Origin of the sequence: Bacillus sp. CH_70, assembly GCF_038007045.1 — a bacterium.
GTDB classification, from domain to species: domain Bacteria; phylum Bacillota; class Bacilli; order Bacillales; family Bacillaceae_G; genus Bacillus_A; species Bacillus_A cereus.
In genome coordinates this window covers 1,668,170-1,692,860 of the sequence record NZ_JBBOWL010000001.1, presented here as the reverse complement: position 1 = coordinate 1,692,860, position 24,691 = coordinate 1,668,170, and the positions used below count along the sequence as shown (strand labels likewise).

Here is a 24,691-nt window from a genome sequence, read left to right as displayed (position 1 = left end):
TATAGTCATTCTTTAACTTTGTGTATATTTTATTTCGTTAATTTACTATTTTAAATTAGGAGATGAGATATGTATGTGTGGAATTACAGGTTGGGTAGATTGGAAAGAAGACCTTTCAAATCAACATATTATTTTAAAAAAGATGGCAAATAGTATTCAGCATCGTGGTCCGGATGCTGAAGGATTTTGGTTTTCACCTCGCGCAGCTTTTGCACACCGCCGATTAATCGTAATAGATCCTAAAGGAGGAACGCAGCCAAAAACATTTCGTGCTGGTGATTATACGTATGCTCTTACTTATAATGGAGAAATTTATAATTTCCGTGAACTTAGAGAGCAGCTTCAAAAATGTGGGCATGCATTTGAAACCCATTCAGATACAGAAGTATTACTACATGCTTATTTAGAATGGAAAGAAGACTGCGTACGACATTTAAACGGAATTTTCGCTTTTGCCTTATGGGATGATCAGAAGCAACAATTGTTTTTAGCACGAGATCATTTAGGTGTAAAACCACTCTTTTTTACAGAAAGAAATGGCAGTATTATTTTCGGCTCTGAAATTAAAGCATTATTAGCGCATCCATCTGTCCCTGCTGAAATTGATGCGGATGGAATAAATGAAGTATTTGGATTAGGCTTATTTCGCACTCCAGGATGTGGCGTCTTTAAAAATATTCAAGAAGTACGTGCTGGACATTCTATAACATTTACACGTCATAAAAAAGTAGTTACGAAGTATTGGAATTTAGAAAGTAAGTTCCATACAGACTCTATAGAAGATACATCTTCGCATATTTTATCTATTTTACAAGATACAGTAAAAAGACAATTAATTGCCGATGTTCCTCTCGTTTGTATGTTATCAGGCGGATTAGACTCTAGCGGTATTACTGCACTTGCGGGTAAAGAATTTGCTGCTGAAAATAAAACACTTCATACGTATTCTGTTGACTTTGTAAATAGCGCAAAAGACTTCGAACTGACATTTGCTCGCACTGGTTTAGATGCCCCTTGGGTAAAACGCGTTTCTGAACATGTCGGGACAGCGCATCATGATATTATTGTGAATGCTGAAGAATTAGCAAATCAATTATTCGTTCCCCTTCATGCAAAAGATTTACCGAGTGCTGGTGAAATGGAAACTTCACTATATTTACTATTTTGCGAAATGAAAAAAGATGCGACCGTAGCTTTATCCGGCGAATCGGCTGATGAAGTATTCGGTGGATATCCTTGGTTTCATCAAGAAGAACTACTATATGTAGATAAGTTTCCTTGGCTAACAAATTGGAAAAATACATCTCCTCTTCTACTAAATGAGGTAAGTAACCAATGTAATCTAGAAGACTATATTGATACACGATTCCAAGAGGCGATACTTGAAGTACCTACTCTTGAAGGTGAAAGTAAAAAATCCGCGAAACAACGCCAAATGTTTTATTTATTTTTAACAAGATTCCTTCCTTTCTTACTTGACCGTAAGGATCGCATGAGTATGGCTGTTGGATTTGAAGTTCGTGTACCGTTTTGTGATTATAGATTAGTTGAATATTTATGGAATGTTCCTTTCAACATAAAAAGTATTGATAATATTGAAAAAGGCATTTTACGTAGAGCACTACAACCAGCTTTACCTGACGATGTACGCAATAGAAGAAAAAGCGCTTATCCAACTTCACAAGATCCACTCTACTTACAAACAATCCGTAATTTAACACTTGATATGTGTAACAATAAAAACAATCCTATTTTCTCACTTATTAACCATTCCATCTTACTTTCAATTGCTGATCAAAGTAATAAAGAGATTAACAATTTTGAGGCAAGAAGTGCCATGGAGTATATGCTACAAGTAAATGAATGGTTGAAAACATATCACATCCATATTGCTTAACAAAAAGGAGTTCAAGGATAAAAACCTTGAACTCCTTTTATATTAATTAGCACATTGTTTATTATCAGTATCAATAGACCATCCAATAATCGTGGCACAGTCTCTACCTTTCCACTGCAGTACATTTGTTAATACGGGCTCAATCTGCAAGCTATTTCCGTCGTGTAATATTTCTACTAAAGATTGATCATCATCAAACCTTCGTTTGTCACACTCTAAAATACCGTCCGTTGCCATTACAATGTGATTCATTCCTTTTTCTAATCCTCTTACACCTGACGTAAAGCAAGGTGTATTTGCTGCAAAAATATTTTTCCTACCAATATATTCGTAATTCTTCCGTTTATTTAATCGTCCTTTTCCATTTTTCGTTTTCTCAGAATGGAATAAATACGCGAAACAATCACCAACTGATAACCAATATAAAAATTCGCCTTTTCGTAAACAAATTAAGCAAGCGAGTTCCTCATCATCTTGATCACACTTTTTAATAAATAACTCATCTGTAAATAACGCTAATAGGTACATATGTGTATGATGGAAAGCTAAATGTATTGGATATGAGAATAACTCTTTTAGTTTTTCTTTTCTTTCCGAAATCGCTTCTATTATATAATCTATATTTTTTGTTTTGTGATGTGTATCAAAAATCATAACAAATTCAAATTGTAATTCAGGATCCCACCAAGCCAGCACCGCATCTCCTCGTTCATATGCATCACTCTCTTGATTTCCCCCATATACGCCGACTGAAAGAGGACCACATTTTTCAACATGTATTTCATCTACATACATCTGTTCATGACTAATCCATTTGAATGTATTCACAGCTATCATCCTCTCTCTTGCTAAATGTATACCTTTACACATAGATTACCTTATATTTCAATAAAAATAAACTTTTTCAACATTTTTTATCCAAATAAAAGGATTTTATTTCTAAAACAACGAATATATCTTACTATACGATATAAAAAAGGGGATTTATTATTATGAACAACATTAATCAACATTGGGAGAGCATTTATTATCACTTACGATACGAATACGAGGACAACCTTTCCCACCAAGCAATTCGTATTTTACAAATCGTTTCTCGTGAGAAAGATATAACAATTGGAAAAGTCGCTACTGAGCTTAGTCTTTCTCATAACACAGCGTCTGAACATATAAAACGCCTTATTCAAAAGGGTTTCATCGTTAAAGAGAGAAATAAAAAAGATGAAAGAGTGGTAAACCTTACTTTAACAATTGAAGGAATTGAAGGATTAGAAAAACATACTTTACTAGATAAAGAAAAGATAAAAATATTAGAATCACAGTTATCAAAAGAAGAACAACAATTAATTGAAAAAGCATTTTCGTTATTAGCGAAGGAGGCAAAATATGCATTTCCTCGTTAAAGTAATCGTTTCGGCACTTATTATTGGCATTATCACTGAAGTCGCTAAACATTACAGTACGATAGGTGGCTTTATTGCTGCCCTTCCTCTCGTGAGTTTACTTAGTCTATTTTGGATTTCATTCGAAGGCGGAAATAAACAAGAATTGAGTCAATTTGCTTTAGGGGTATTATATGGATTCCCCGCATCAGCACTACTATTATTTATCGTCTATATTGGTTTAAAAAATTCATTTACACTTAGTACATCTGTCCTACTTGGTATAGGTGTTTGGTGTATCGTTTTTGCTTGTCAAAAATTATTTCAAGCTTAGGAGGAATTAACATTCATAAATTTGTAGAAATAATGGGGCAAAATATAGAAGTACATATAAAAGGAATTGGTAAACAAACTGTAGTCATTCAAACCGGAATGACTTGCTCATTTTATGATTGGTTTCCTATTATAGAAAAGCTTTCAGAGCACTTTACAGTTGTTTCATACCATCGCCCAGGTTACGGAAAAAGTGATTTAGGCAATCAGCCGCGTACAATAAGGCAAGTTACAAAAGAGCTACATATGTTACTAAACAAACTAGCTATTCAAGAGCCATTTATTCTAATCGGTCATTCCTATGGAGGATTATGTGCACAACATTTTGCAATGTTACATGAAGATAAGCTGCAAGCACTTATTTTAGTTGATTCTACTTCGATGAACTTACACCGTTTAGATGAACTTCATTTACCAATTTCTGATCAAACTGATTCTGATGATGTTTGGTTTCAAAAATATAATATATATTCCAAAATGGATGTAGACACACTTTATAATGAACTAAAACCTATGCTCATCGATCAATCAAAACAGCAAATTGAATTCTCTACCTCGTCTTCATTATATAAAGCGACAGCTTCTGAACTATCGGAGTGGAAAAACTGTGCTCTCTCACTAAAAGAGCTATGTAAAACATTAGAAATACCATTAATCGTTATCGGTAGAGATCCTCAATATTCTATTACTCAATTGACTAATGGCGGCATGCCAAAAGAGGAAGCAACACAACTTGAAGCAATGTGGCAAGAACTAATTCACGAACAATTACACCTCTCAACTAACAACCAATATATTCTTGCCGAACATGCGAGTCACGGTATAGAAAATGATCGACCAGATATTATTATTGAGGCGATTCATTTCTTACAAATAAAAAAAGGAAGCAACTAAAGCTGCTTCCTTACTTATCTATTCATAATCTTCTTCATCATCGATTTCTTCGTAATATGAACTTCCATTACTTACATATATAGGGCCATTCGCAACATCAATACGTAGTACCCACGCCCATGGCACAGCTAAACGTTTATGTATCGCTCGCCAAAAGCTCATTGATTTTCTTTCGTACTCCTGGAACTCCTGAAGTAACTCTTTGTAGGAGGAACCGTCTAACTGAATATTTGCTTCTAACAAACGAGAATGGGCATAGTACTGTAACTCTAGTTCAGCAGCAATTTCCATTTCTTCTTCCGTTGCCATACCAATAATTGTTCCATCTTCTGGTGCAATTTCATATACGTTTTGAACTTCAATAAGCCCTTCTTTCTCTTTCTCAAACATGTAAACAGCCTCCTTTAACATATATTTTTTATGTTACAAAGTCATACTTCTACAATAACTTCTCTCTTTCCTCTTTTTTTGATAAACTTTTACAAAATATTTAACCGATGACCTGTTTTCTCTATTCTTTCAGCAGAAATGAAACGATTTTTATCAAAATTTAATTTATACACATCAGGCATATGAAGTGTTTTCCAAAACTCAAAATCATATTTCGAATTAAAATAATTCATGAGTAATACCATAATATTTCCATGCGTACCTATTACAATATTCTTACCTTCATATTGTTTTAATATATTTTGCATACATATTACAGCGCGCCTTTGTGCGACATCATTCGATTCTCCGCCTTCGTATGCAAAACTCCAATCTTCCCACACATTCTGCATAGCATCATTAAAATTTGATACCGGCTCTGTGCTCAATAATCTTTCACGCAAATCTTCTTCTGTTTGTATTGATAATTTATATGTATTCGCAATTCCTTGTACAGTTTGGATTGCTCTTTTATACGGGCTAGAAATCACAACCTCAATATGTTTATCTTTTAATAAGCGTGTTACATTCTCTGCATCTAAGTACCCTTTTTCAGATAAAGGTCGCTCCCGTTCTTCTTTTGTATAGGTAGAATGGGCATGGCGAACGAAATATATTGTTGTCATTTTTCAACCTCCTTTCTTATTTTCAATTTATATTCAATAACAAGATTGGAAAATCCTGTATTAAAAAAGAGCGCTTTGCATAAGCGCTCTTTTGTTTACATAATAAAATTATTTCATTATAATTTATTTCTGAATTCCTCACTTATGGCAATGTCTCGAATAAAGTAATCCATATTACTTAGAAGTTTTTCAAATGCTTTTTCACTCAAATTGTTCATCATAAAGACAATCTCAATCTTATTCCCTTTTTTATCAGTACCATAGAAACTATTTGTTAATACAAATGCAGTAGAACCACCTTTCTGTCCAGCAAATTCGAACATACCCTCTCCTACGGTTCCTTTAAATATATTCTCAATCTCACCTTGTATTTGTGGTGTAAAATAATTTCTGCTATTTATCTTTTCCAGTAAACTCATGTAATCCTTCGCATTTGCACCTATAAACCGATCTGACCAAATACGTTGAAAGTCCATATCGGCTTTTAACGATATCTCGCGTTTTGTCCATTCTTTCTCGTCTTTCATCCATTCATGTATTTGCCATACATGCTTAACATATTCATCATTAGACATATTACGTAGCTTGTCCAATGCTTTATTTTGAGGAATATGCAGTTCTTTTTCAACATAGCCCCTCATATATAATGCCCCTGTATAAGTTGGATAAAATTCATCGTGACTATTTAAGCCTAACTCTTTCAAACTTTCATTTATCCGCGCTGCTCCAAGCTTGTCCAATAAATATGATGTATTCGCATTCGAACTATAATGGATCATTCCTTTCACTACTTCTTCTAAAGAAGTTTGACCACCCTTCACTAACTCTTTAACTTTTACATCATCTAGCCATGCAGGGTGTGCACCACCATCAGTATTTTTCACATAGTATTTTTCTAATTCTTTCAATGAAATTTGCTCGTCTTTTCTTATTTTCCCTTCAGCTACTTGCTTAGCATATTCAATTGCTATAACGATTTTCGACATACTTGCTAGCGGTAGTTTTTCTTTTTCATTTATTGATGTCAATGTTTCACCATTTCTTTTAACAATTAAAGAAGTTGTTTTATCATCCTTATGTTCTTTTATGTAATTTAGCACATAATTAGAGTCTTCTTTGGAATTGACATATTCCTTCACTGAAAAGAAAGCTATACAGCCTACTATAGTAATTCCAGCTATAATTCCAACAACTTTTAATCCCCTCATGATACTCCCCCTAAAATAAACATATTATATATTATACTAAATAAATTTCCCTTTTTAAGTAATAATTAGATTATTTATACAAAAATACTTCTTTTCTTAAACAACAAAAAAACATGCCTTCATTAGAAAAGCATGTTTTGTGATATTCTTCACATTGTTTCGTTAAAAAATTATCTTTTTATTTACCATGATGTAACATTAAATCACTAAGTTCTTCTTCAATGTGATTTAATTTCGCAACGCCTTCTTTCCATTTATGAATATAACGTGAAACCCCAACGAAAAACAAAACAATAATTGTGGAAAGAATAATACCATATACGATTGCTACAGTACTCATAGTTACACTTCCTTATAATTAGTAATGTGGTTATTAGTTATATTTTTATTATAAACCTTTTTCTTTTAAAATACTTCAATTTCAACTTTTTGTAACAAAATTGATTTTTCTAATATTTCGTTCGTAAAAATGGCATATTTTTCACAAATTATACAAAACTTCACCATATGTACTATTACCATATGAGTTATATTATTAAATAGAATAAAGGGGATGATTACTATGACGACTTGGTTTATTGTAATGTTAGTTGTATTTGGAGCATTTAAAATTATCGTTTCTAGCCTTCCTAACACTGTTATTGAATCCATTATTAGCAAGTACGAAACACATCCAAAACTTGAAGAAGAGAATGTGACTATTACAATTCACGGAAATAACGTAGAAGGCGAACAGAAATCAAAAATTATTCATGATTTTAACGAAGGTTTATTTTTAGATCGCTATTATGCACCACCCCATAATGAAGGCACTCCTTTAATTATCCATGCAAAACGTGGTAAAAAAGATTTCACATTTTATATTTACAGTCATGAAGAGCATGTTGATGTTGTAAAACAATATAAAAAGAAGGTAGTTGCTTATAGTTTACGCTCTAAAAATCTTCAAAATAGTGATATGTTCGTGTCAGCTGATTTGTATAGTGATAATAAAGTTATTGAATTTTGACTAAAAAAGATAAGAGGCTTACTACATTCTATATGCAGCAAGCCTCTTTAAAGTTGTTTCAAATTATATCCATCTGCTTATGTAATGCTTAAAAAATGAATAATAAAGTTGTTTACTTCTTATTGAACTAACGCCCCCGTTAGTTTAAGTGTAACTCTTCACAATTATTTCATATTATATAGGTAAATAGAAAGATAAATTAGAATTTAGTTTATAGTTATAAAAATAAGTTATTTATATCCTTATAATTCTTCAAAAAGGAGAGTGTATGAAAAAGACTATTGTTTTTGTATTAACGATATTTATATTATTCCCAGGATTCGCAACACAAAGTTATGCGTTGTCAGATTCGAAATCTGAGGCAATACAAGCATTGCTAGATGATGCCTGTCGTACATCAGGTGTGCCTGGAATGTCAATCTCAATACTTGCTGATGGTGAAGTGTTCTACTTTTCTTCTGGGTATGCAGATCTTGAAAAGGGCCTGTCTGCAAGTGAAAATACACTCTATGAGTTGGCCTCGGTGAGTAAAGCTTTTACTGGTATGGGGATTTTGCTATTGGAAGAGCAAGGGCTGCTATCAATGACTGACCCTATCCAAAAATATTTACCTTGGTTTACGTTAAAGTATCAAGGTAAACCTGTTGATATGCAAAACCTTACACTAAATAACTTTCTTCACCATACCAGCGGCCTAACAAATATTAAACATCTTCAAAATATTCCACAAGGTAATACGCCTGATATGTTGCAAAAGACTGTGGAAACGCTGGTAGATGCAGAATTGGCGTTCTCTCCCGGTGAACAATATAACTATGGAACCGTTAATTATGACGTATTGGGTTTGGTTATTGAGATTGTATCACGACAAAGCTATGAAGACTTTATGAAGGAACAGGTATTTCTACCCTTAGGTCTTCACCAGACGTATGTTTATAAAGAAGATGCTCAAGCCACTGGACAGTTAGCACAGGGCTACCGTTCTTCCTTTTTTATAACAACTCCATTTAACGCTCCGGATTATGCTGGGAATAAACCTGCCGGCTATATCATTTCTAATACAAAAGATATGGCGCGTTGGATGGGCATACAGATGGGTATCGTGCAGGACATACCCGAAATATTTCACAGGGCCATCAAAAAATCACATAGAGGTGATATGTCTGTTTCGGCTGTCAATGATATGTATTATGCGGCAGGTTGGTCGGTAACCTCCGAACAAACGTTTATAGAACACACTGGGCGTAATCCAAATTTTAGTACCAAAGTAGCCATACTGCCAAATGAAAGAACAGCCATCTGCTTACTGAGCAACGGCGCAAATACCAATATAAACCTGGTACTACAAGTTAAAAATATATTAAACGGCAATCTAACTCAGTCATATGAGATAAGTGGCACACAGCTTTTGGACATCATTTTGTCGTCTACCACAATTATTCTTTGCCTATTAGCCGTTCTGTTATTTTTCTTAGGATTAAGAAAAAGGAAAACGAATGAGCAGCAGCCAATGACAAAATAGAGAACAATCGTAACAATTATTTTCCTAATCGCTACGATTGCCCAGTGTATAATGGTTTTTGCCTTCGATTGGTCAACGATACTTATTTGGCAAACATATAGTGTTCTTACAGCTTTAATTTCGTCAACATTATTAACAGCAAGCATTACTTGGTTTGTATATACTCACCGATTAGATGCCTCGGTCCGAAAATAAGTATAATGTTAAGTAAATAAATCCTGATTTATCGATATTCTTAATTTAAAAAACAGAAGACACCTCGGTGTCTTCTTTAATGTCATCGACACTTCTCCTAGTTAAACGCACTTGCTATTTCTTCCACTAACCTGCCTCGTTAGTAGAAGAAGGATTTTTAAACAACTATATTATTTTTTAAATGACTTTATTGTAAATTAAACAACTTTATTATCTCTGTACATAATTTAGCTTAATACTCATATATAAAAAGGAATCCATGGCATATGGATTCCTTTTTACTATTTACTGAAAAATAAGCTCTGTCTTCAAACTATCTTTCGGTAACAACCAGCCTTTTTTCTCTAAACTCGCCATTAATAATTCCCTTTGTTTTGTCGCAATACTTTCTTCATTTGTTTTAAATGACACTTCTATTACGAAGTCATCTTCTAATTTCCCAGTATTACTTAATGGCCAAATTTCAATATTTGCTTTTATGTTTTCAAACTCTCCTGTATATCGCTTCATTAATACAGGACCATAAATACGGGAATTCTTTAACATCTCTTCTCCCCAATTTGTATACAACCATTTGTTCATTTTCCCTGGTAATTTTTCTATTAACATGTTTTGAGCGGCTTGTTCATTTGGTAAATCAAGTATCCCATATCCTTTAGCACTGTAACTTTTCTTATTTGAAATGCTTAATGTTTTCTTCTCAAATCCCCAATCTATTTCCGCCTCATAACTATCCGTATTACTATCGAATCCTTCTTTTTTAGCTACTTCTAGTGCATCTTGAATTACACCATTTTGAATAGGATATCTTTTTTTATATGTTAGTTCAAAATCTTTACTAAATTCTTTCTTTCGAATTCTAGCAAACCAACCTTCATCACTTAAACTTTTATTTGCAGTATCTAAAAATTGCACTTGTATTCTTTCATATTTTGTACCAGCCTGGAAATGTTCTAGCACCTCTTGCTTCATCTCTTTGTTATAACCTAATACTTGTTCTGGCTTTAATAATAACTTCACTTCAAAACTAGGTTTCATTGGACTAGCAGTAAACCCTTCCTTAACGTTATAAAGGAAACAACAAAAGAAAATGCTTACGAATACAAATACTTTTTTCATATACCTATCCCCTTTGTATTTTAAATGACTTCTATACGTTCCATTGCAAGTGAATATACATTTTCATATCCTGCTGTACTTAGCTTTTGTTGTAATCGATCTGTATCCTCTTTCAAAGCGTGTACTAGCACCGTATGTTCTGGTAATAATGTATTTAACATCTCTTTAACGTCTCTTATACTTTGGTGAACTTTATACGGAACTCGCTTCACCCTACATGTACTCCTTACAGGTTCTTTCATAACTCTTTCTGCAAAACTCCCTTTCGCAATGTGCCCAGTAAAAATAACGGCATTCCGCTTTTCATTCCGAAGCTGTTCATAGCATAACTGTGCTCGTTTCGTTTGCATATTCGCATCACTCATTACAACTATTCCGTAACTATTTTGCATACTAATGTCATTATCCATCACTATTATGTTTCTTTTTAAACTCTCCATAATCCATTTAAATTCTTCATTATTTTTTATCCACTCTTTATATACGAACATCTCTTCAAATCCAGCCAAGATTTCTTTATCTACTATAAGCGGAAATTCTTTATATCGTTCATATAAATACAATACTATATCTTGCGCCCTACCAAGTTGTGGCAGCGGTAATAATGCTATTCCTTTATTTTGCATAACTCGTTCAATTTCTGCACATAGATCGTCTAATCTTTCATTTTGCGAAACATCATCTGTGTGATAAGCGGCATCCACAATTGCGACTTTTATATTGTGGCCCAATTTCTCAGGTAAATTAGCTCGTAGTATATTAGACTCTGCTGAATAGTCGCCTGAATAAAATACGTATGTATTACACATATCAACTAAAAACCAAACAGCTCCCAATACATGCCCACTATATCCCCATTGAAACCGCAATGTAGGAGTAATTTGTACCCATTCATTTGGATTGCTAATCTCATCAATACATACATAATTTAAATCTTTTATGTGTTGGTCGCTATAAGGTAAATCCCACCCTTGCATCACATTATAGTTTCTCCATTTTTCATAATATAACGGCAGTTGCTCCTTCGTATAACGAGTCGTCCAAATTTTTTTCTTATAGCCATACTTCGCTAATAAAGGTAAACCCATCGTATGATCTTCATGAATATGTGATAAAAATACCGCATCTAGAAATGGAACAGCTTCTCTCTCTATTTTTGGATAACTATCCTCATAAGATCGATTAATACCACAATCAAATACTATTTTCGTCTCTTTATTTTTTACAAAATAGCAGGAGCGACCGTACTCTCCTGCTCCTCCCCATACTTCTACTCTCATCATGCTACCCCTTTTCGTTTTTGCTCCATATGTTGCAGCAGTAATAAGCACATTGTTGTAAGTCCAACAGAAACAACGGCCATCGCCATGCCTATAGATACTTCACCCTGTTCAAATTGAGCAAAAATAAACGTTGCTGACGTTTCTACTGATGGAGGTAATACGAGAAGCGATGCTACTAACTCTCTTATCGAAATTGTAAATGTCATCGCCCATCCAGCAAGAATACCCGGGATAATAAGAGGCAATATTATTTTTCTAAAAATATAAATATAATTTCCAGAAAAAATACTTCCGGCCTGTATGAGAGAATCATCAATTTGTCCGAGTGATGATTTTACATATTGCACCGTGTAAGGTAAAAACAGAACAACATACGTTACGATAACCATGATTGGTGTATTGTAAATTGACAGGGGCATATATGGTGAATTCCAAAATAGAATAAGACCTACAACCATAACGATTCCTGGTACCATATTCGGTAACATACCGCACATATCAAGCCATTTTTCAGAGGTTTTTTTCCCCTTTCGAATCATAAGTGCCAAAAAGACTCCAATCATTACCGCGATAATCGCTGTTACGAGTGAAAAAAGAAAACTATTCCATAAAGCCTCTAATCCCGGAGATCCTATTGTAAACAATGCCTCATAATGGCTTGTTGTAAAGTTATTTACATGTAAACCTCCGCCTCTTAATTTTGACAAAGAAGCAATAAGTATAGAAAAGTATGGAATTCCAATTGATACTATTAATAAACCAATTACATACATCCATGCTACAACGCGCGTAAATATAGACAAAGTATATCTTTTAGATTTCACACCTTTTCCACTAACCATTGCATATGAATACTTTCGATTCAATACATTTTGCATATACCAAATAAGCATACAAGCACTAAGTAATAAAGAAGATAATGCTGTTGCACTACTAAAATCAATTGGCCAACTCGAAATAAATTTATGGATTTCTGATGTTAACACGTGGAATCCTATTCTACGTCCGAATGTAGCCGGTGTTCCAAATTCAGCAATCGTCTTTACGAAAATGAGTAAAGCACCCATTACATAACTTGATACTAATAACGGCAATATTATTTTTCTTAAACGATAGAAAAAACTTCCGCCATGAACTGCTGCAGCTTCTTCTTTACTACTCCCAATCTGAAGTAACGTGTTTTTCAACATGAAATAAAGGAATGGGAATAAATGCAGACTCATAATTAAGACCATACCTCCTAAACTAAAAAATGATGATGAAACTGTCTTTAGCATCGGAAAAAATTGTTCAAAATAGCCGTTAGGTTGCATGAACAAAATCCAGCCCATTGATCCAATATACGGCGGTGTCATAAATGGAATCATAAAAACAATATCTAACTTACTATACTTTCCTACATCTGTTTTGCTCATAATAAACGCCAATGGAAATGCAAATATTGTAGCTCCTATTACAACGAGTACACCTAGAAGCAGCGAATTCAGAAAAATCCCAGCTAATCCACCACTCTGCATCACTTCAAAAGGCTTTAAAAAGTTCCAACTGCTATTTTCATATATACTAGAAAATAAAATAAGAAAAAGGGGAATGACGATTAACATCGCCACAAGCAATAACGCTACCGTCATTCCAACTTGTCTTACTGATACGAATCGATTTACCATGGAATCACCATCTTATTGAAATACTTTCTTAAATTGTTTTCCTATTTCATCTTGCTCTTTCTCAACTGTTTTCCAATCAATATTTAATACTGGAATCTCTTCTACATTTGGTCTATTTTCAGCTTTTATATCTGTTCTACCAGGCAATAAATACGCTTTAGAAACTTGTTTTTGTACATCATCGGATAATAAATAATCAATAAACTCTTTTGCGCCTTCTACATTTTTACTATCCTTCATAATCCCCGCTGCGCGTGGACTAATAACTGTTCCGCTTTTTGGATATACGATATCAACAGGTTCACCCTTTGCTTTTGCGCTGTACGTCATATAATCAACACCCGCAATTACCATATCTTTCGCACCTGTTACAACTGGGTCTAACGCTTCCTGATTTGCTCCTGCTACTGTAACTTCATTTTTCTTAAGTTGTTCAAATAAATTCCATCCATCTTTTCCATTCTTTTTCACATATCCAGTTACAAAGTCTAGAGCTGAACCTGAAAGTGCTGGATCTGGAAGATTCACTTTTCCTTTCCATTCCCCTTTCGTTATATCGCTCCAATCTTCAGGCGCTGTCTTCACATTTTTTGTATTGTACACAATCCCTAATGCTGAAGCACTATACCCGAAATAATGTCCTTTATCATCTGACCATTCAGAACGCAGCTTATCAGCTTGTTTCGCTTCTTTATAAGCTAACGTTTGACCCTCTTTCTTTAATCCTTCCATCGCTGGTAATGATGCAAGTACGACTACATCAACGACTGGATTTTTCTTTTCAGCTTCCATTCTCGCTAAAATTTTACCAGTTGTCCCTTGAAACATTTCCACCTTTATACCAGTTTTCTTTTCAAAGTCTTTTTGAATTTTTTCTGCTAACCCTTTTGGCCCTGCACTATATACAACAATTTTCTTTTCAGTCGTATTTTTACTTTTTGCATCTGCATTGCCTGTCTTTGAACTACACCCTGTTACTACAGCCGAAAATAATAAAGTACATACAAATAAAGACTTAAGCGAACTGAATTTCTTCATATGACTCTCCCCCTATATGATGAATACATTTTTTTGGCACATATAACGATACTGGTTTACCGATGCTTAATTTACTATTGTGATAAGCTGTCCATATTCCGAGTGCCCCCATGTTTACTTTTATTTCATACCGTTCTCCTACATATGTAACGTGCTTAATTTCACCTGTATACATTTCGCACACTTCATTTTTCGTCCAGCTCACATGCTCTGGACGAACCATTTTTTTACCCTCTACAAGCCAATTCGCCTTACCAACAAATTTGGCAACAAATTCATGCGACGGTTTCACATAAATATCTTCCGGTGTTCCTTTTTGTAATACTTCTCCTTGTTTCATGACAATAATTTGGTCTGACATTGACATTGCTTCTGTTTGGTCGTGAGTGACATACAGTGCAGTTAAACCAATGGAATGAACGATATCCATAAGCTCTATTCTCATTTCTTCTCGCAAAATTGCATCGAGTGCACTTAGCGGTTCATCAAACAAAATAAAATGAGGTTTTGTTACAATTGCTCTAGCGAATGCGACACGTTGTTGCTGTCCACCAGAAAGTTCGTGTGGATACCTTTTCTCCATACCTTGCAGGCGAACTCGCTTTATCGCATCTTCTACTTTTTCTCGCAATTGATTCGTTTGCTTTGTAGCTCTTAAACCAAATGCAACATTTTCAAAAACAGTCATGTGCGGCCATAAAGCAAAATCTTGAAATACCATACCGATATTCCGTTCATGAGGAGATGTCTTTATCTTTTTTGCAGCAGAATACATGCACTGGTCTCCAAAATATATTTCTCCCTTATCCGGTTCTTCAAGCCCTGCTATCATTCTAAGTAAAGTCGTTTTTCCACACCCCGAAGGTCCTAAAAGTGTAGTGAATTCCCCTTGTTTCATTACAATCTGCAACGTCTTTAACGCCTGTATTTTTCCAAATGCCTTTTCTAATCCACTAATTGTAATATCCATTGCTTCACCTCTCTCCCCTCATTCTTAACCTGCTTTCATTCTATATGGAAGATTTATACTGAATGTTAATGTACTGTAAAGATTAAATTAAAAAACTTCTAATAAACTATTTATTTCTATAGATTTTTTCTATAGTTAAAATAAAAAAGGCGGCAATTCATAATGAATCTCTTAAAATTAGAAATTGTAGTACTTATTAAGAAATACAAAAAGCTTACAATCGTTGCAGAAAAACTTGGCGTTAAACAACCAACTATTACATTTCATATAAAAAGCTTAGAAGAAGAACTCGGTGTATCTCTATTCGAATTACGTTCTGGAAGGTATTTCTTAACAGAGGCTGGTGAGGCTTTGCATCATTATGCTTCTAAAATAGATGCACTTATGAAAGAAGCTAGACGTGTCACGCAAGAGTTTAAAGATTTTCATAAAGGTGCTATAACAATCGGCGCTAGTTATGTACCAGCGACTTATCTTTTGCCAGAAGTCGTTCATCAATTTCAATGTGAATTTCCCAATATAAAAATAACGCTACTAGTGAAAACAGCCCCTGAAATTCGAATGATGCTACAAAATCACGAAATCGATCTTGGGATAATTTCCGCTGCTCCATTTGATGAACCACTTTTAAAACAAACGAATATAATGCCCGATACACTTGTTCTTGCCTTTTCCAAAGAACATCATTTTTCAAAGAAAGACAATGTATCGTTACAAAATATCGAAAAGGAACGCATACTATTGCATCGTAATCCATCTACAACGAGAGATTTACTTACACAATGGACGTTGGCGCACAACATTACATTCCAATCTGAAATTGAATTAGACTCATTAGAAACGATGAAACAAATTTTAAAATATGGTAATGGAATTGCCTTTATTTCTAAACTTGCTATCGAGCAAGAAATACAACGAAATGAGCTATGCTATATACCAATCCCTGAATTTGAATTTCAGCGTAACATTTATACGATTCATCATGAGGACAGATGGAATTCTAAAATCATTTCTTTTTTACTACAGAGCATCACTTCATTTGCAACAAAAAATTAAAAGGCTGTCGTTATGCACGACAGCCTTTCAAACTATAAATCTATTTATTTTTCTTTGCCTCAATTTTTGCTTGCGCCTCTTCAGCCTTATCTAATGCTTCTGATACTTTCTTCTCTTTTTCTTTCACTTCATCTATACTATCGACAGCTTTAATAATTTTATCGATTCCTTCTTCTTCTACCTTTCTACGCTTTGCCACTCTTTCATTTACTTTCTCTTCCACATCTTTTGCTTTTTGAAGCATATTCTCTGCATTTGATGTTACAGCTTTTTCAAGTTCAGCATCTTTTTTCTTTTGTAACACTTCATTTGCAATGTCTTTCGCTTCTAAATACTTACCATCTTTTAATGCTGTTGCTCCGTGATCCATTTTCTCAGCAACTTCTTTATATGATTTCGCTTCATTTCCTGATTTCTCTTTTTCTGCTTTTTCGAACCACATTGTTGCATCACTATACTTTTCATCTTTCAATGATTGCATACCTGTTTCAATATATGTGTCATAATTGCTACATCCAGCCATTACGACTAATAGAAAAAGCATAACAAAACTTAATTTTTTCATGCTGTTGTCTCCTTTTCTTTGCAAGCTCACTTTACTTTAACATACATGAAAAAGAGTTTCAAAAACTAAAATACTAATTTAGTCATTTTTATAATAATAAGTCAAATTTTTATTATTTTCTTATTTTTAAGCGGACACATCTACTTGTTTTTTCGCCATATGTTGCTTTACTCCAACTAATACAACTAACAATAACCCTCCGCCTATTGTCATCATAACAATGCTAGTTGGCAACATATCTAATAGTAGTCCATATACAATCATACCAAGTGGTGCGATTGCAGTCGCAATTGTTTCAAGTAGGCCAAACACACGCCCTAGGTAGCTCGGATCTGTCGTTTTTTGCATATGTACTTGCATTGGAATGTTTACAATCATAATTGCTATACCAGTTAACATCATAAAAGCAATATAGTAAATAAAACTTGCTACTTTTGGAATGATAACTAACAACGGAAAGACTGTACATAAACTTAAACCTGCAAACAAAAACAGTCCAGTATAAATAGAACGAAACGGATTATTCACTTCTTTACGCACTGATAAAGCAATCGCTCCCATTAGCATCCCGACTGCTAACATTCCCTCTACAGTACCGAGTTGCTTTGAAGATAAATGCAATGTATGGACGATAATGTACGGAAGTGCAACTGTTAGACCACACGCAAAAAAGTTTACCCACAATGCTATTTTCATTAAACCATATATTTCACGTTGTCTTTTTACATATAAAAAACCTTCTTTTATACTCGTCAAGAAATGCTCTGTACTTTCAGCCGCTTCTTTTTTATATAAATCAAATACGATAAATAATTGCAAAATAACCGCTAAAAAGAACGTAATGCTATTTAATAGGAAAAACGATTTAATTGAAAAGAAACCATATACAACTCCGCCAATAATCGGTCCTAAAATATTTGATAAAGAAGCCGCCGTTTGATTTAAAGCACTCGCTTTTTGAATACGTCCTTCATCTACTAAACTCGGAATAGACGAAGTTAATGCAACAGAATAAAAACTTGCACAAATTGATAATAATGCTGCTGAAATATAAATAAAAAGAAGTGATGGCCCAAATATAGTAGCAAGAATAAACATACTAAGCATCGTTAAACTACTTAATAAATCAGTACCAATGACAAGCCATTTTCGATTCACACGGTCTGCTACAGCACCAGCAATTGGGCCACAGATCATCCTTGGAAGTGATCCGCAAACGAGCGTAATTGCAAAACCCATCCCTGAACCAGTAGTCTTTAATACATATAACCCCATTGCGAACGTATAAATACCTGCGCCTAATAAAGACGTCATTTTTCCAATCATCATTAAAATGATATTTCTAGTTGCAATCTTCATTCTTGAATCATGTTTTCCTATACTTATATCTCCCATTTTTGACTCTCTCCCCTTAAAAGTTAAATTGTGTTAAACTTATTATATAATCAACTTTCCAATTTTCACAACAAAAAGTTAAATACAATTAAACTTTTTAAATATAAAGGAGCAATAATATGGCAACTCTCGGTGAAAAAATTAAAGCATTACGAAAAGATAAAAAGCTTACGCAAACAGCACTGGCAGGTTCGGAACTGACAAAAAGTATGCTTAGTCAAATTGAAAATGGAAAAGCTACACCTTCTATGAAAACATTACAATATATTGCGGAAAAACTTGAATGTGAAACGAGCTTTTTATTAGAAGAAGATGAAGAAGAAATTGTGGAACTCATTCAAAAAATGGAGCCATTAATAAAATCAAATAAATGCGATGAAGTATACAAGACTTTACTACCTATCGTTCAAAAAGAACTACCCCTTACTTTAAACACAGCACGTTTATATAAACAGTTCATAACTGGAGCGGCCATTATGAACGATTATAATATTGAATATTACGTTGAAACAGCTGTTTCTATATTTGAAAAATATACTTTGTATCGTGAAAGTACTGAAACGAAACTACTGTTTTACTATATGCTCTACAAACGGAAAAAATATAAAGAATGTTTACAGTTGATTAGCAGAATTCGCGATGAATATAAAACGAAAAATTTAGAAATGGATCTTATTACACATATACAATTATACTTAAAAGAAGCAATTATTTTACTCGCATATGGTAATTATGAAAAATGTGAAAAAACCATTTTAGATGCACTTGCATTTTCAAAAAAACATCAAGTGTACTATAAAACAGATGAATTTTACCGTATTTTATCTTATCAAAAAATCATTACAACCGATAAAGAACGATATTTATATTACATAAAAAAATCGGAGCAATTTGCCATTTTTACAGAAGATACTTTATCCGCTGCAAATATAGATATATTAAAAGCTTATTACTACAATACCGTTACAAACGAATATACAATTGCATTAGAACATTTAGAACAATTCCGAGAAAAACTAAAAGATGTACCGATTTTTCAAGAAGATGGATTGTATTATCTTGAAAAAGGAAAATCTCTGTATGGTTTAAAACGTTACGAGGAAGCTTTGGAAACATTAAAACGTGCTAATATTCCAGATTATATGAGTCATCCACTTGATCAGTCATGGTTATTAACAGCTGGCTCATATCGTGCCCTGTGTCATATAGAACTTCAAGATAAACCAGCTGCTCTGAAAGAAGCAAAAGAAGCAGTTCAAACGATAGATGGTTATCCTGATTCCATCTTTTCTTCATTTATTAAAGAAACATTACAAATAATACAAAAACTTTAAGAATGTCTCTAAATGGTATATTATTCCTCTTTTTTAGCAAAGATAATAATGATGGGAGGAATATAAATGAATATACAACGTGCAATAGAGCTTTCTGTGTCAGCGGAACAAGCCAATGTCAGTTTTCAAGGCATGCCTGTTATGATTCAACACGTCGATGAAAGCAATGAAACCGCCCGCATATATGAAGTAAAAAACCCAGGACGCGAATTAACTGTTCCAGTTAATAGCTTAGAGGAAATATAAGAAATGCCACTTCTCTTTTGAAGTGGCATTTTTCTTCTTTCAGATTACTTATTATAAATTTCTTCAATCTTTTATTTTACATGAGCTGAAAAAATAAGAATTTTCTACTTCTTTTCTTTTTATGACCTGCTAAAATACAAACTATGGATTAATTATTCGTACTATACATTAAGGAGGAATAATAATGGCATCTAATTTAGAAAAAAACAAGCCTTATTATGCAGTTATATTCACTTCTAATTTATCAAATGATACAACAGACTATAATACCGTTGCCGAAGAAATGGAGAAACTTGCAAAGCAACAACCTGGATTTTTAAGTGTAGAAAGTGCACGAGGTAATTCTGGACTCGGAATAACAATTTCCTATTGGGAATCACTTGATGCGATTGAAAATTGGAAAAAGAACGCCTTACATAAAGAAGCGAAAAAAAGAGGTCGTGAGCAATGGTATGAAAACTTCCACCTGCGTATCTGCCTTGTTGAGAAAGAATTTAAGTTTCAAAGAGGCACAATATAACTATGAAGAAAAAAGTAGCTCTCGTTATTGTTCATGAAATATATGGTGTGAACGACCATATGCATCACGTTACCAACCACTTTACTTCATCTCATATAGACGTATTCTGTCCTAACCTTCTACAATCGCAACATGCATTTCATTATAGTGATGAAGAAAAAGCATATGAACATTTTGTAAATCATATTGGATTTGATTATGGAAAAAAGCAAATTGAAGAATTCATTTCTCATCTTTCTAGTAGTTATACACATATTGGACTTATCGGCTTTAGTGTTGGAGCTACCATCTCATGGCTATGTAGTAACAATCCGAAAATAGATTTTATTATCGGATGTTACGGTTCTCGTATACGCGACTATGTTCACATAAAGCCTACATGCGCTACACTACTTATATTCCCTGAAAAAGAAGCTAGTTTTTCAGTATCCTCTTTAATTCAAACATTGCAGCAACAAAAAAATCCTTTATTAGAAATAAAACAACTACACGGTGAACATGGATTTCTAAATCCGTACACTGAAAAATATAACAGGCACTCTACAAAACAAGCATACAATTTAATAGATTCATTTCTTGTAAAGTAAAACTTCAATCAATGGGGGATGTTCATCCCCCACCTAATCTCTTTTCTTACGTTGAGTTTTAAGGTGTGGGTCTTACTGCCCATGCGTGATAAAAACAATCTTATAAAGGAGACTCAAAATGACGCTGACATTACTCTTACTTATTTTCATACTCATTGCCTTTATCTCAGCGCTAACTATCATTTTTAAAACCGTAAAAAAAGGGAGATTTTTCAACCGCCCCTACTTACAATCTATTATCATTTGCATTTTATTTTTTACAAATTGGATTTTATATGTAACAACTTTTTATTCGTTACTCCCCGAGAAAGTTAGCGAGTTCATATTCCTGCCCATTTGGTTTTTCCTTTGTATTTTAGGATTTATCGCTTTTTGGCACGAATGGAGAAATAATCGTGTGTTCTCGATATGTATTGGTTTTCTTTCCTTTATTAGTTTTCTATTTGGGCTGTTGTTGTTAGTTCTTTCGGGGATGTAATAGAAGAAGGAAGAAAAGCCAACTTTCAACTTTTCTTCCTTCTATGTTTACCTTTAGCTTTCACTGTCACTGATTCACAAGGTGTATAATATATTTGAGGCGTCGCCTTATCAACAAACATCATAAATGTAATAAAACCGAGAATAAAGAAAATAAACAACGTTAACAAAATTGCTCCTATCGTTAAAAGTATCATAACACCACCCCTATATTTTTCATGTTATTACACTTTTCGCTATTATATGAGCGTAATCCTTTTTAGAAAAAGAAACGTAACAAAATAATCACAACCACTCCCGTTAATACTGTACCTAATAAACTACGAGTATATATTGCAACAAGAAATGTTGGAATTGCTGTAATAAGATAATCCCACTGCATCGTCTCATGCATAAATAAAACTTGTGCTAAAAGCGCTGCTAATATCGCAATTGGTATGTAATTTAACCATTTTAAACCCCAGTCAGGAATTTGTAGTTTGCTAAATACGAGTAGAGGTAAAATACGTGGCACGAGTGTAACAGCTCCTGCTGCTAGTAAAAGTAATAATACATCTAATCTCATTTCCATTTTTCAATCACCACTCCAATCGTCGCAGCTAGTAATGTTGCGATAATAACCGCTATACTATCTGGCATAAATAGGTGTGAAACGTATGCGATAATAATCGCTACAATTGCAACACTTAAATGAATTGCTAGCTTTGGCTTACTACTTATGAGCTGAAGTACAAATAACCCGATAAACATCGCTGGTAATGCATAATCCATCCCATATGTATGCGGGTCTGGTATCCACTCACCAAATAGCCCGCCAATAATAGTAGCAAGTATCCAATTTAAATACGCTGTTACGTTAAGCCCAATCATCCATCTTTCACCCAAATATCCTTTTTGCGCTGCATGCTGCACTGCAACGCCGAAAGTTTCATCTGTAATTTGAGAACCGATAATGACGTTTTTTAATAGAGGTAGTTTCGTAAAGTACGGTGCGAGGGCAGCACTCATTAATAAATGGCGTAAATTAACAAAAAATACAGTAAAAATAATTGCGGAAGCAGGAGCACCGGCTGCATACATACCAGCTAATATAAATTGGGCAGAACCTGCATAAATTAAAGTGGACATAAATGCAATTTCAATGATAGAAAAACCTGCTGTTTTTGCAATTACACCAGCTGCTATACCGATGCTCAAATAACCAAATACAGTTGGTAAACAATCTTTTACTCCTTGCTGAAATGTATCATCGCTCTGCAAAGCTACATGTGCCTGAGCTTTACTCATCTCTATCATCCTCCATTCCTTCTAAAGTTCGTTTTCCTGTTACGACATGAACTAAATCTATATTTTCACGCCATAACGTATCTAACTTATCAGCTCCAAATTCCTTTGTGATTTCTTCAACCATAATATCGTGCCGTACATACTCTGTCGCAACGAGAACTAGCGCTGGGTCATACGTTGTAACGGCCCATGAAGTGCTATCATTTGAGAAGTTCGCAATTAATACTTCCTCTCCATCACGAGCAATAACAGTTAAATGACCACCCATTCTCTTTTCAACAACGTGGGGCGTCATATAATTATGATGAAACGTCGCTCCTATTTTTGTTTCTGGAGCTCCAAATAAGATTGAAAATATATGTACGCCTTCCTCTTCCTTTTGATGAATGTATGGCTCAATTTCATGCACTTGATCTTCCCATACAGAAATCCATAATTCTTCCTTTGCCCTATTAATTATATTGCATATTTCTTTTAAAACACGATCATTTGAGCGAATATGCGAAATTACATCTATTTGTCGCTCTTGTTCTAAACAATTTAGTTTCTCATCTAAAAATTCAAAGGACTTTTCAAAGTCTTTTCGCATTCGATTCATTAATTCGGTAGCTGGTACTGGTACATATTTAACTGGTTCAGAAGGTACAATATGCACCGCTCCTTTATCCATTAACTTACCGAGTACCTCGTAAATCATAGAACGAGGTACTCCTGTTTGTTTACTCACTTCATAGCCTGTTACTGGGGAGTGTTTTAATAATCCAATATACGCTTTACATTCATACTGGGAAAATCCTAACTTTTGTAATTCCTTTATAATTTCATCCATCGGTAACCCCTCACAATCTAAATCGCCCTTACTTCAAAACGACGATTTTGCTTCCCTTTACTTTTTACTTTATCAATAACAAGTGTTCCTATTTCACTCGTATTTTTCACATGTGTGCCTCCACAAGCTTGTTCGTCTAAATTTTCAATTGTAACAATGCGGATTTCTTGGATAGTAGTTGGCAGGAGATTTATTGCTGTTTTAATCATTCCTACAGCATTTTCTGCTTCTTCGCGGCTCATATAGCGAGTGGAAATTTCTTTATTTTGCTCAATAAGTTTATTCACTTCCTCAACAATTTCTTCTACTTCCACGCTCGATAACTCTTGTAACTCATTAAAATCGATACGGGCTTTATCAGGATAAATTTGGTTTCCGGTGCATAGTGCTCCATACTTTTCATAAACAACAGCTCCGATAAGATGCAGTAAAGAGTGATGACGCATTAAATTATGACGTCTTTCCCAATTAATCTCTAATTTAACTGGACCTAATTTTACTTGAGCTTCATCTTTTATATAGTGAACTATTTCTCCCTGCTCCCTCTTTACTTTTTCAACTTCAAATACAGACCCATCTTGTACAATGACACCCGTATCACATTCCTGCCCTCCACCAGTTGGATAAAAAACTGTTTCTTTTAGAAATACTTTATTCCCTTCTACTTTTATCACTTCTGTTTCGCAACTCGTTTTGTATGCATCTTCTAAATATAATGCCGTTGTCATACTCTCACCTCTTTAGTAGTTATAGTTATACCTACTAATATAAAAAATAACATTCATACAGTCAACTTATATTTCAGAATTTTTAATTTTAAACA

The 24,691-nt window shown here is 34.0% G+C and carries 29 protein-coding genes and 1 pseudogene; 12 read left to right on the top strand and 18 right to left on the bottom strand.

What is annotated here, in order from left to right:
* The first annotated feature begins 73 nt into the window (after window positions 1-73).
* Window positions 74-1,897, top strand: a complete 1,824-nt coding sequence (gene asnB / locus N2V79_RS08770) for an asparagine synthase (glutamine-hydrolyzing) (protein ID WP_078401035.1) — start codon at window positions 74-76, stop codon at window positions 1,895-1,897.
* A 42-nt stretch (window positions 1,898-1,939) separates the two neighbouring features.
* Here asnB and N2V79_RS08765 read toward each other — a convergent pair whose 3' ends face one another.
* A complete protein-coding gene (locus N2V79_RS08765; RefSeq protein WP_002040904.1) occupies window positions 1,940-2,767 on the bottom strand; it encodes a protein phosphatase 2C domain-containing protein in 828 nt (275 codons plus the stop codon).
* 122 nt (window positions 2,768-2,889) lie between these two features.
* On the opposite strand from N2V79_RS08765, the gene N2V79_RS08760 reads away from it, so the two are divergent.
* The 3 genes from N2V79_RS08760 to N2V79_RS08750 are packed head-to-tail and all read left to right on the top strand — an operon-like array spanning window position 2,890 to window position 4,506.
* Entirely contained in the window at window positions 2,890-3,300 is a 411-nt protein-coding gene (locus N2V79_RS08760; protein WP_001059782.1) for a MarR family winged helix-turn-helix transcriptional regulator, read from the top strand.
* Window positions 3,284-3,613, top strand: coding sequence for a DUF3147 family protein (locus tag N2V79_RS08755; protein ID WP_000545616.1), 330 nt, complete (start codon window positions 3,284-3,286; stop codon window positions 3,611-3,613). Before N2V79_RS08760 ends, N2V79_RS08755 begins: the two co-directional genes overlap by 17 nt.
* Entirely contained in the window at window positions 3,574-4,506 is a 933-nt protein-coding gene (locus N2V79_RS08750) for an alpha/beta fold hydrolase (protein WP_069355362.1), read from the top strand. The genes N2V79_RS08755 and N2V79_RS08750 overlap by 40 nt, the downstream gene beginning before the upstream one ends.
* Window positions 4,507-4,524: 18 nt before the next feature.
* On the opposite strand, the gene N2V79_RS08745 is transcribed toward N2V79_RS08750, so the two are convergent.
* The 5 genes from N2V79_RS08745 to N2V79_RS08725 all read right to left on the bottom strand — a co-directional run bounded on the left by N2V79_RS08745 (window position 4,525) and on the right by N2V79_RS08725 (window position 7,291).
* Window positions 4,525-4,896, bottom strand: coding sequence for a hypothetical protein (locus N2V79_RS08745; RefSeq protein ID WP_000461779.1), 372 nt, complete (start codon window positions 4,894-4,896; stop codon window positions 4,525-4,527).
* Window positions 4,897-4,985: 89 nt separating this feature from the next.
* Entirely contained in the window at window positions 4,986-5,561 is a 576-nt protein-coding gene (locus N2V79_RS08740) for a histidine phosphatase family protein (RefSeq protein WP_095691113.1), read from the bottom strand.
* A 116-nt stretch (window positions 5,562-5,677) separates the two neighbouring features.
* The gene (locus N2V79_RS08735) at window positions 5,678-6,769 is read right to left on the bottom strand and encodes a serine hydrolase (RefSeq protein ID WP_340719780.1); all 1,092 of its coding nucleotides are present in this window, start codon (window positions 6,767-6,769) and stop codon (window positions 5,678-5,680) included.
* A gap of 178 nt (window positions 6,770-6,947) precedes the next feature.
* Window positions 6,948-7,109, bottom strand: coding sequence for a hypothetical protein (locus tag N2V79_RS08730; protein ID WP_000108701.1), 162 nt, complete (start codon window positions 7,107-7,109; stop codon window positions 6,948-6,950).
* Window positions 7,110-7,174: 65 nt separating this feature from the next.
* Window positions 7,175-7,291, bottom strand: a complete 117-nt coding sequence (locus tag N2V79_RS08725; RefSeq protein WP_002011946.1) for a hypothetical protein — start codon at window positions 7,289-7,291, stop codon at window positions 7,175-7,177.
* A 40-nt stretch (window positions 7,292-7,331) separates the two neighbouring features.
* On the opposite strand from N2V79_RS08725, the gene N2V79_RS08720 reads away from it, so the two are divergent.
* Window positions 7,332-7,778, top strand: coding sequence for a YfmQ family protein (locus tag N2V79_RS08720; protein WP_000214587.1), 447 nt, complete (start codon window positions 7,332-7,334; stop codon window positions 7,776-7,778).
* Between the two features lie 268 nt (window positions 7,779-8,046).
* Window positions 8,047-9,495: pseudogene (locus tag N2V79_RS08715) on the top strand (serine hydrolase domain-containing protein).
* A 285-nt stretch (window positions 9,496-9,780) separates the two neighbouring features.
* On the opposite strand, the gene N2V79_RS08710 reads toward N2V79_RS08715, so the two are convergent.
* Genes N2V79_RS08710 through N2V79_RS08690 form a run of 5 tightly spaced genes read right to left on the bottom strand, consistent with a single transcriptional unit; the run spans window position 9,781 to window position 15,572 of the window.
* Window positions 9,781-10,614, bottom strand: a complete 834-nt coding sequence (locus N2V79_RS08710) for a hypothetical protein (protein ID WP_000755327.1) — start codon at window positions 10,612-10,614, stop codon at window positions 9,781-9,783.
* 20 nt (window positions 10,615-10,634) lie between these two features.
* Window positions 10,635-11,897 (bottom strand): MBL fold metallo-hydrolase, encoded by a 1,263-nt coding sequence (locus N2V79_RS08705; protein ID WP_167316514.1) that lies wholly within the window; start codon window positions 11,895-11,897, stop codon window positions 10,635-10,637.
* Window positions 11,894-13,564 carry an ABC transporter permease gene (locus tag N2V79_RS08700; RefSeq protein ID WP_340719779.1) on the bottom strand — a complete coding sequence of 557 codons (1,671 nt, stop codon included), beginning with the start codon at window positions 13,562-13,564 and terminating at the stop codon, window positions 11,894-11,896. The genes N2V79_RS08705 and N2V79_RS08700 overlap by 4 nt, the downstream gene beginning before the upstream one ends.
* A 12-nt stretch (window positions 13,565-13,576) precedes the next feature.
* Window positions 13,577-14,602 (bottom strand): ABC transporter substrate-binding protein, encoded by a 1,026-nt coding sequence (locus N2V79_RS08695; protein ID WP_000714686.1) that lies wholly within the window; start codon window positions 14,600-14,602, stop codon window positions 13,577-13,579.
* The gene (locus N2V79_RS08690) at window positions 14,580-15,572 is read right to left on the bottom strand and encodes an ABC transporter ATP-binding protein (RefSeq protein ID WP_078994771.1); all 993 of its coding nucleotides are present in this window, start codon (window positions 15,570-15,572) and stop codon (window positions 14,580-14,582) included. The genes N2V79_RS08695 and N2V79_RS08690 overlap by 23 nt, the downstream gene beginning before the upstream one ends.
* Window positions 15,573-15,734: 162 nt before the next feature.
* Here N2V79_RS08690 and N2V79_RS08685 point away from each other — a divergent pair, with 162 nt between their 5' ends.
* Window positions 15,735-16,628, top strand: coding sequence for a LysR family transcriptional regulator (locus tag N2V79_RS08685; protein ID WP_043936912.1), 894 nt, complete (start codon window positions 15,735-15,737; stop codon window positions 16,626-16,628).
* 40 nt (window positions 16,629-16,668) lie between these two features.
* On the opposite strand, the gene N2V79_RS08680 is transcribed toward N2V79_RS08685, so the two are convergent.
* Together N2V79_RS08680 and N2V79_RS08675 are read right to left on the bottom strand one after the other, a co-directional pair.
* Window positions 16,669-17,193, bottom strand: coding sequence for a DUF4398 domain-containing protein (locus N2V79_RS08680; RefSeq protein WP_000736436.1), 525 nt, complete (start codon window positions 17,191-17,193; stop codon window positions 16,669-16,671).
* Between the two features lie 126 nt (window positions 17,194-17,319).
* Complete coding sequence (locus tag N2V79_RS08675; protein ID WP_071714478.1) at window positions 17,320-18,588, bottom strand: MFS transporter; 1,269 nt, start codon at window positions 18,586-18,588, stop codon at window positions 17,320-17,322.
* A 119-nt stretch (window positions 18,589-18,707) separates the two neighbouring features.
* Here N2V79_RS08675 and N2V79_RS08670 point away from each other — a divergent pair, with 119 nt between their 5' ends.
* The 5 genes from N2V79_RS08670 (at window position 18,708) to N2V79_RS08650 (ending at window position 21,753) form a co-directional block, all read left to right on the top strand.
* Window positions 18,708-19,922, top strand: coding sequence for a helix-turn-helix domain-containing protein (locus N2V79_RS08670; protein WP_071714479.1), 1,215 nt, complete (start codon window positions 18,708-18,710; stop codon window positions 19,920-19,922).
* Window positions 19,923-19,988: 66 nt separating this feature from the next.
* Complete coding sequence (locus N2V79_RS08665) at window positions 19,989-20,168, top strand: H-type small acid-soluble spore protein (RefSeq protein WP_001025734.1); 180 nt, start codon at window positions 19,989-19,991, stop codon at window positions 20,166-20,168.
* A 184-nt stretch (window positions 20,169-20,352) separates the two neighbouring features.
* Complete coding sequence (locus tag N2V79_RS08660; RefSeq protein ID WP_097924283.1) at window positions 20,353-20,688, top strand: antibiotic biosynthesis monooxygenase family protein; 336 nt, start codon at window positions 20,353-20,355, stop codon at window positions 20,686-20,688.
* A 2-nt stretch (window positions 20,689-20,690) separates the two neighbouring features.
* Complete coding sequence (locus N2V79_RS08655; RefSeq protein ID WP_340719778.1) at window positions 20,691-21,275, top strand: dienelactone hydrolase family protein; 585 nt, start codon at window positions 20,691-20,693, stop codon at window positions 21,273-21,275.
* A 118-nt stretch (window positions 21,276-21,393) separates the two neighbouring features.
* Complete coding sequence (locus N2V79_RS08650) at window positions 21,394-21,753, top strand: hypothetical protein (protein ID WP_080681727.1); 360 nt, start codon at window positions 21,394-21,396, stop codon at window positions 21,751-21,753.
* 25 nt (window positions 21,754-21,778) lie between these two features.
* Here the strand turns inward: N2V79_RS08650 and N2V79_RS08645 are convergent, their stop codons facing one another.
* From N2V79_RS08645 to N2V79_RS08625, 5 genes are all read right to left on the bottom strand, one after another.
* Entirely contained in the window at window positions 21,779-21,949 is a 171-nt protein-coding gene (locus N2V79_RS08645; RefSeq protein ID WP_000602245.1) for a DUF3951 domain-containing protein, read from the bottom strand.
* Window positions 21,950-22,011: 62 nt separating this feature from the next.
* Window positions 22,012-22,323, bottom strand: coding sequence for an AzlD domain-containing protein (locus tag N2V79_RS08640; RefSeq protein WP_023521614.1), 312 nt, complete (start codon window positions 22,321-22,323; stop codon window positions 22,012-22,014).
* Window positions 22,314-23,039, bottom strand: a complete 726-nt coding sequence (locus N2V79_RS08635; protein ID WP_000030489.1) for an AzlC family ABC transporter permease — start codon at window positions 23,037-23,039, stop codon at window positions 22,314-22,316. Before N2V79_RS08635 ends, N2V79_RS08640 begins: the two co-directional genes overlap by 10 nt.
* Window positions 23,032-23,868, bottom strand: coding sequence for a TrmB family transcriptional regulator (locus N2V79_RS08630; protein WP_016513054.1), 837 nt, complete (start codon window positions 23,866-23,868; stop codon window positions 23,032-23,034). Before N2V79_RS08630 ends, N2V79_RS08635 begins: the two co-directional genes overlap by 8 nt.
* Before the next feature lie 17 nt (window positions 23,869-23,885).
* The gene (locus N2V79_RS08625; protein ID WP_000205375.1) at window positions 23,886-24,596 is read right to left on the bottom strand and encodes an alanyl-tRNA editing protein; all 711 of its coding nucleotides are present in this window, start codon (window positions 24,594-24,596) and stop codon (window positions 23,886-23,888) included.
* Window positions 24,597-24,691: the final 95 nt, after the last annotated feature.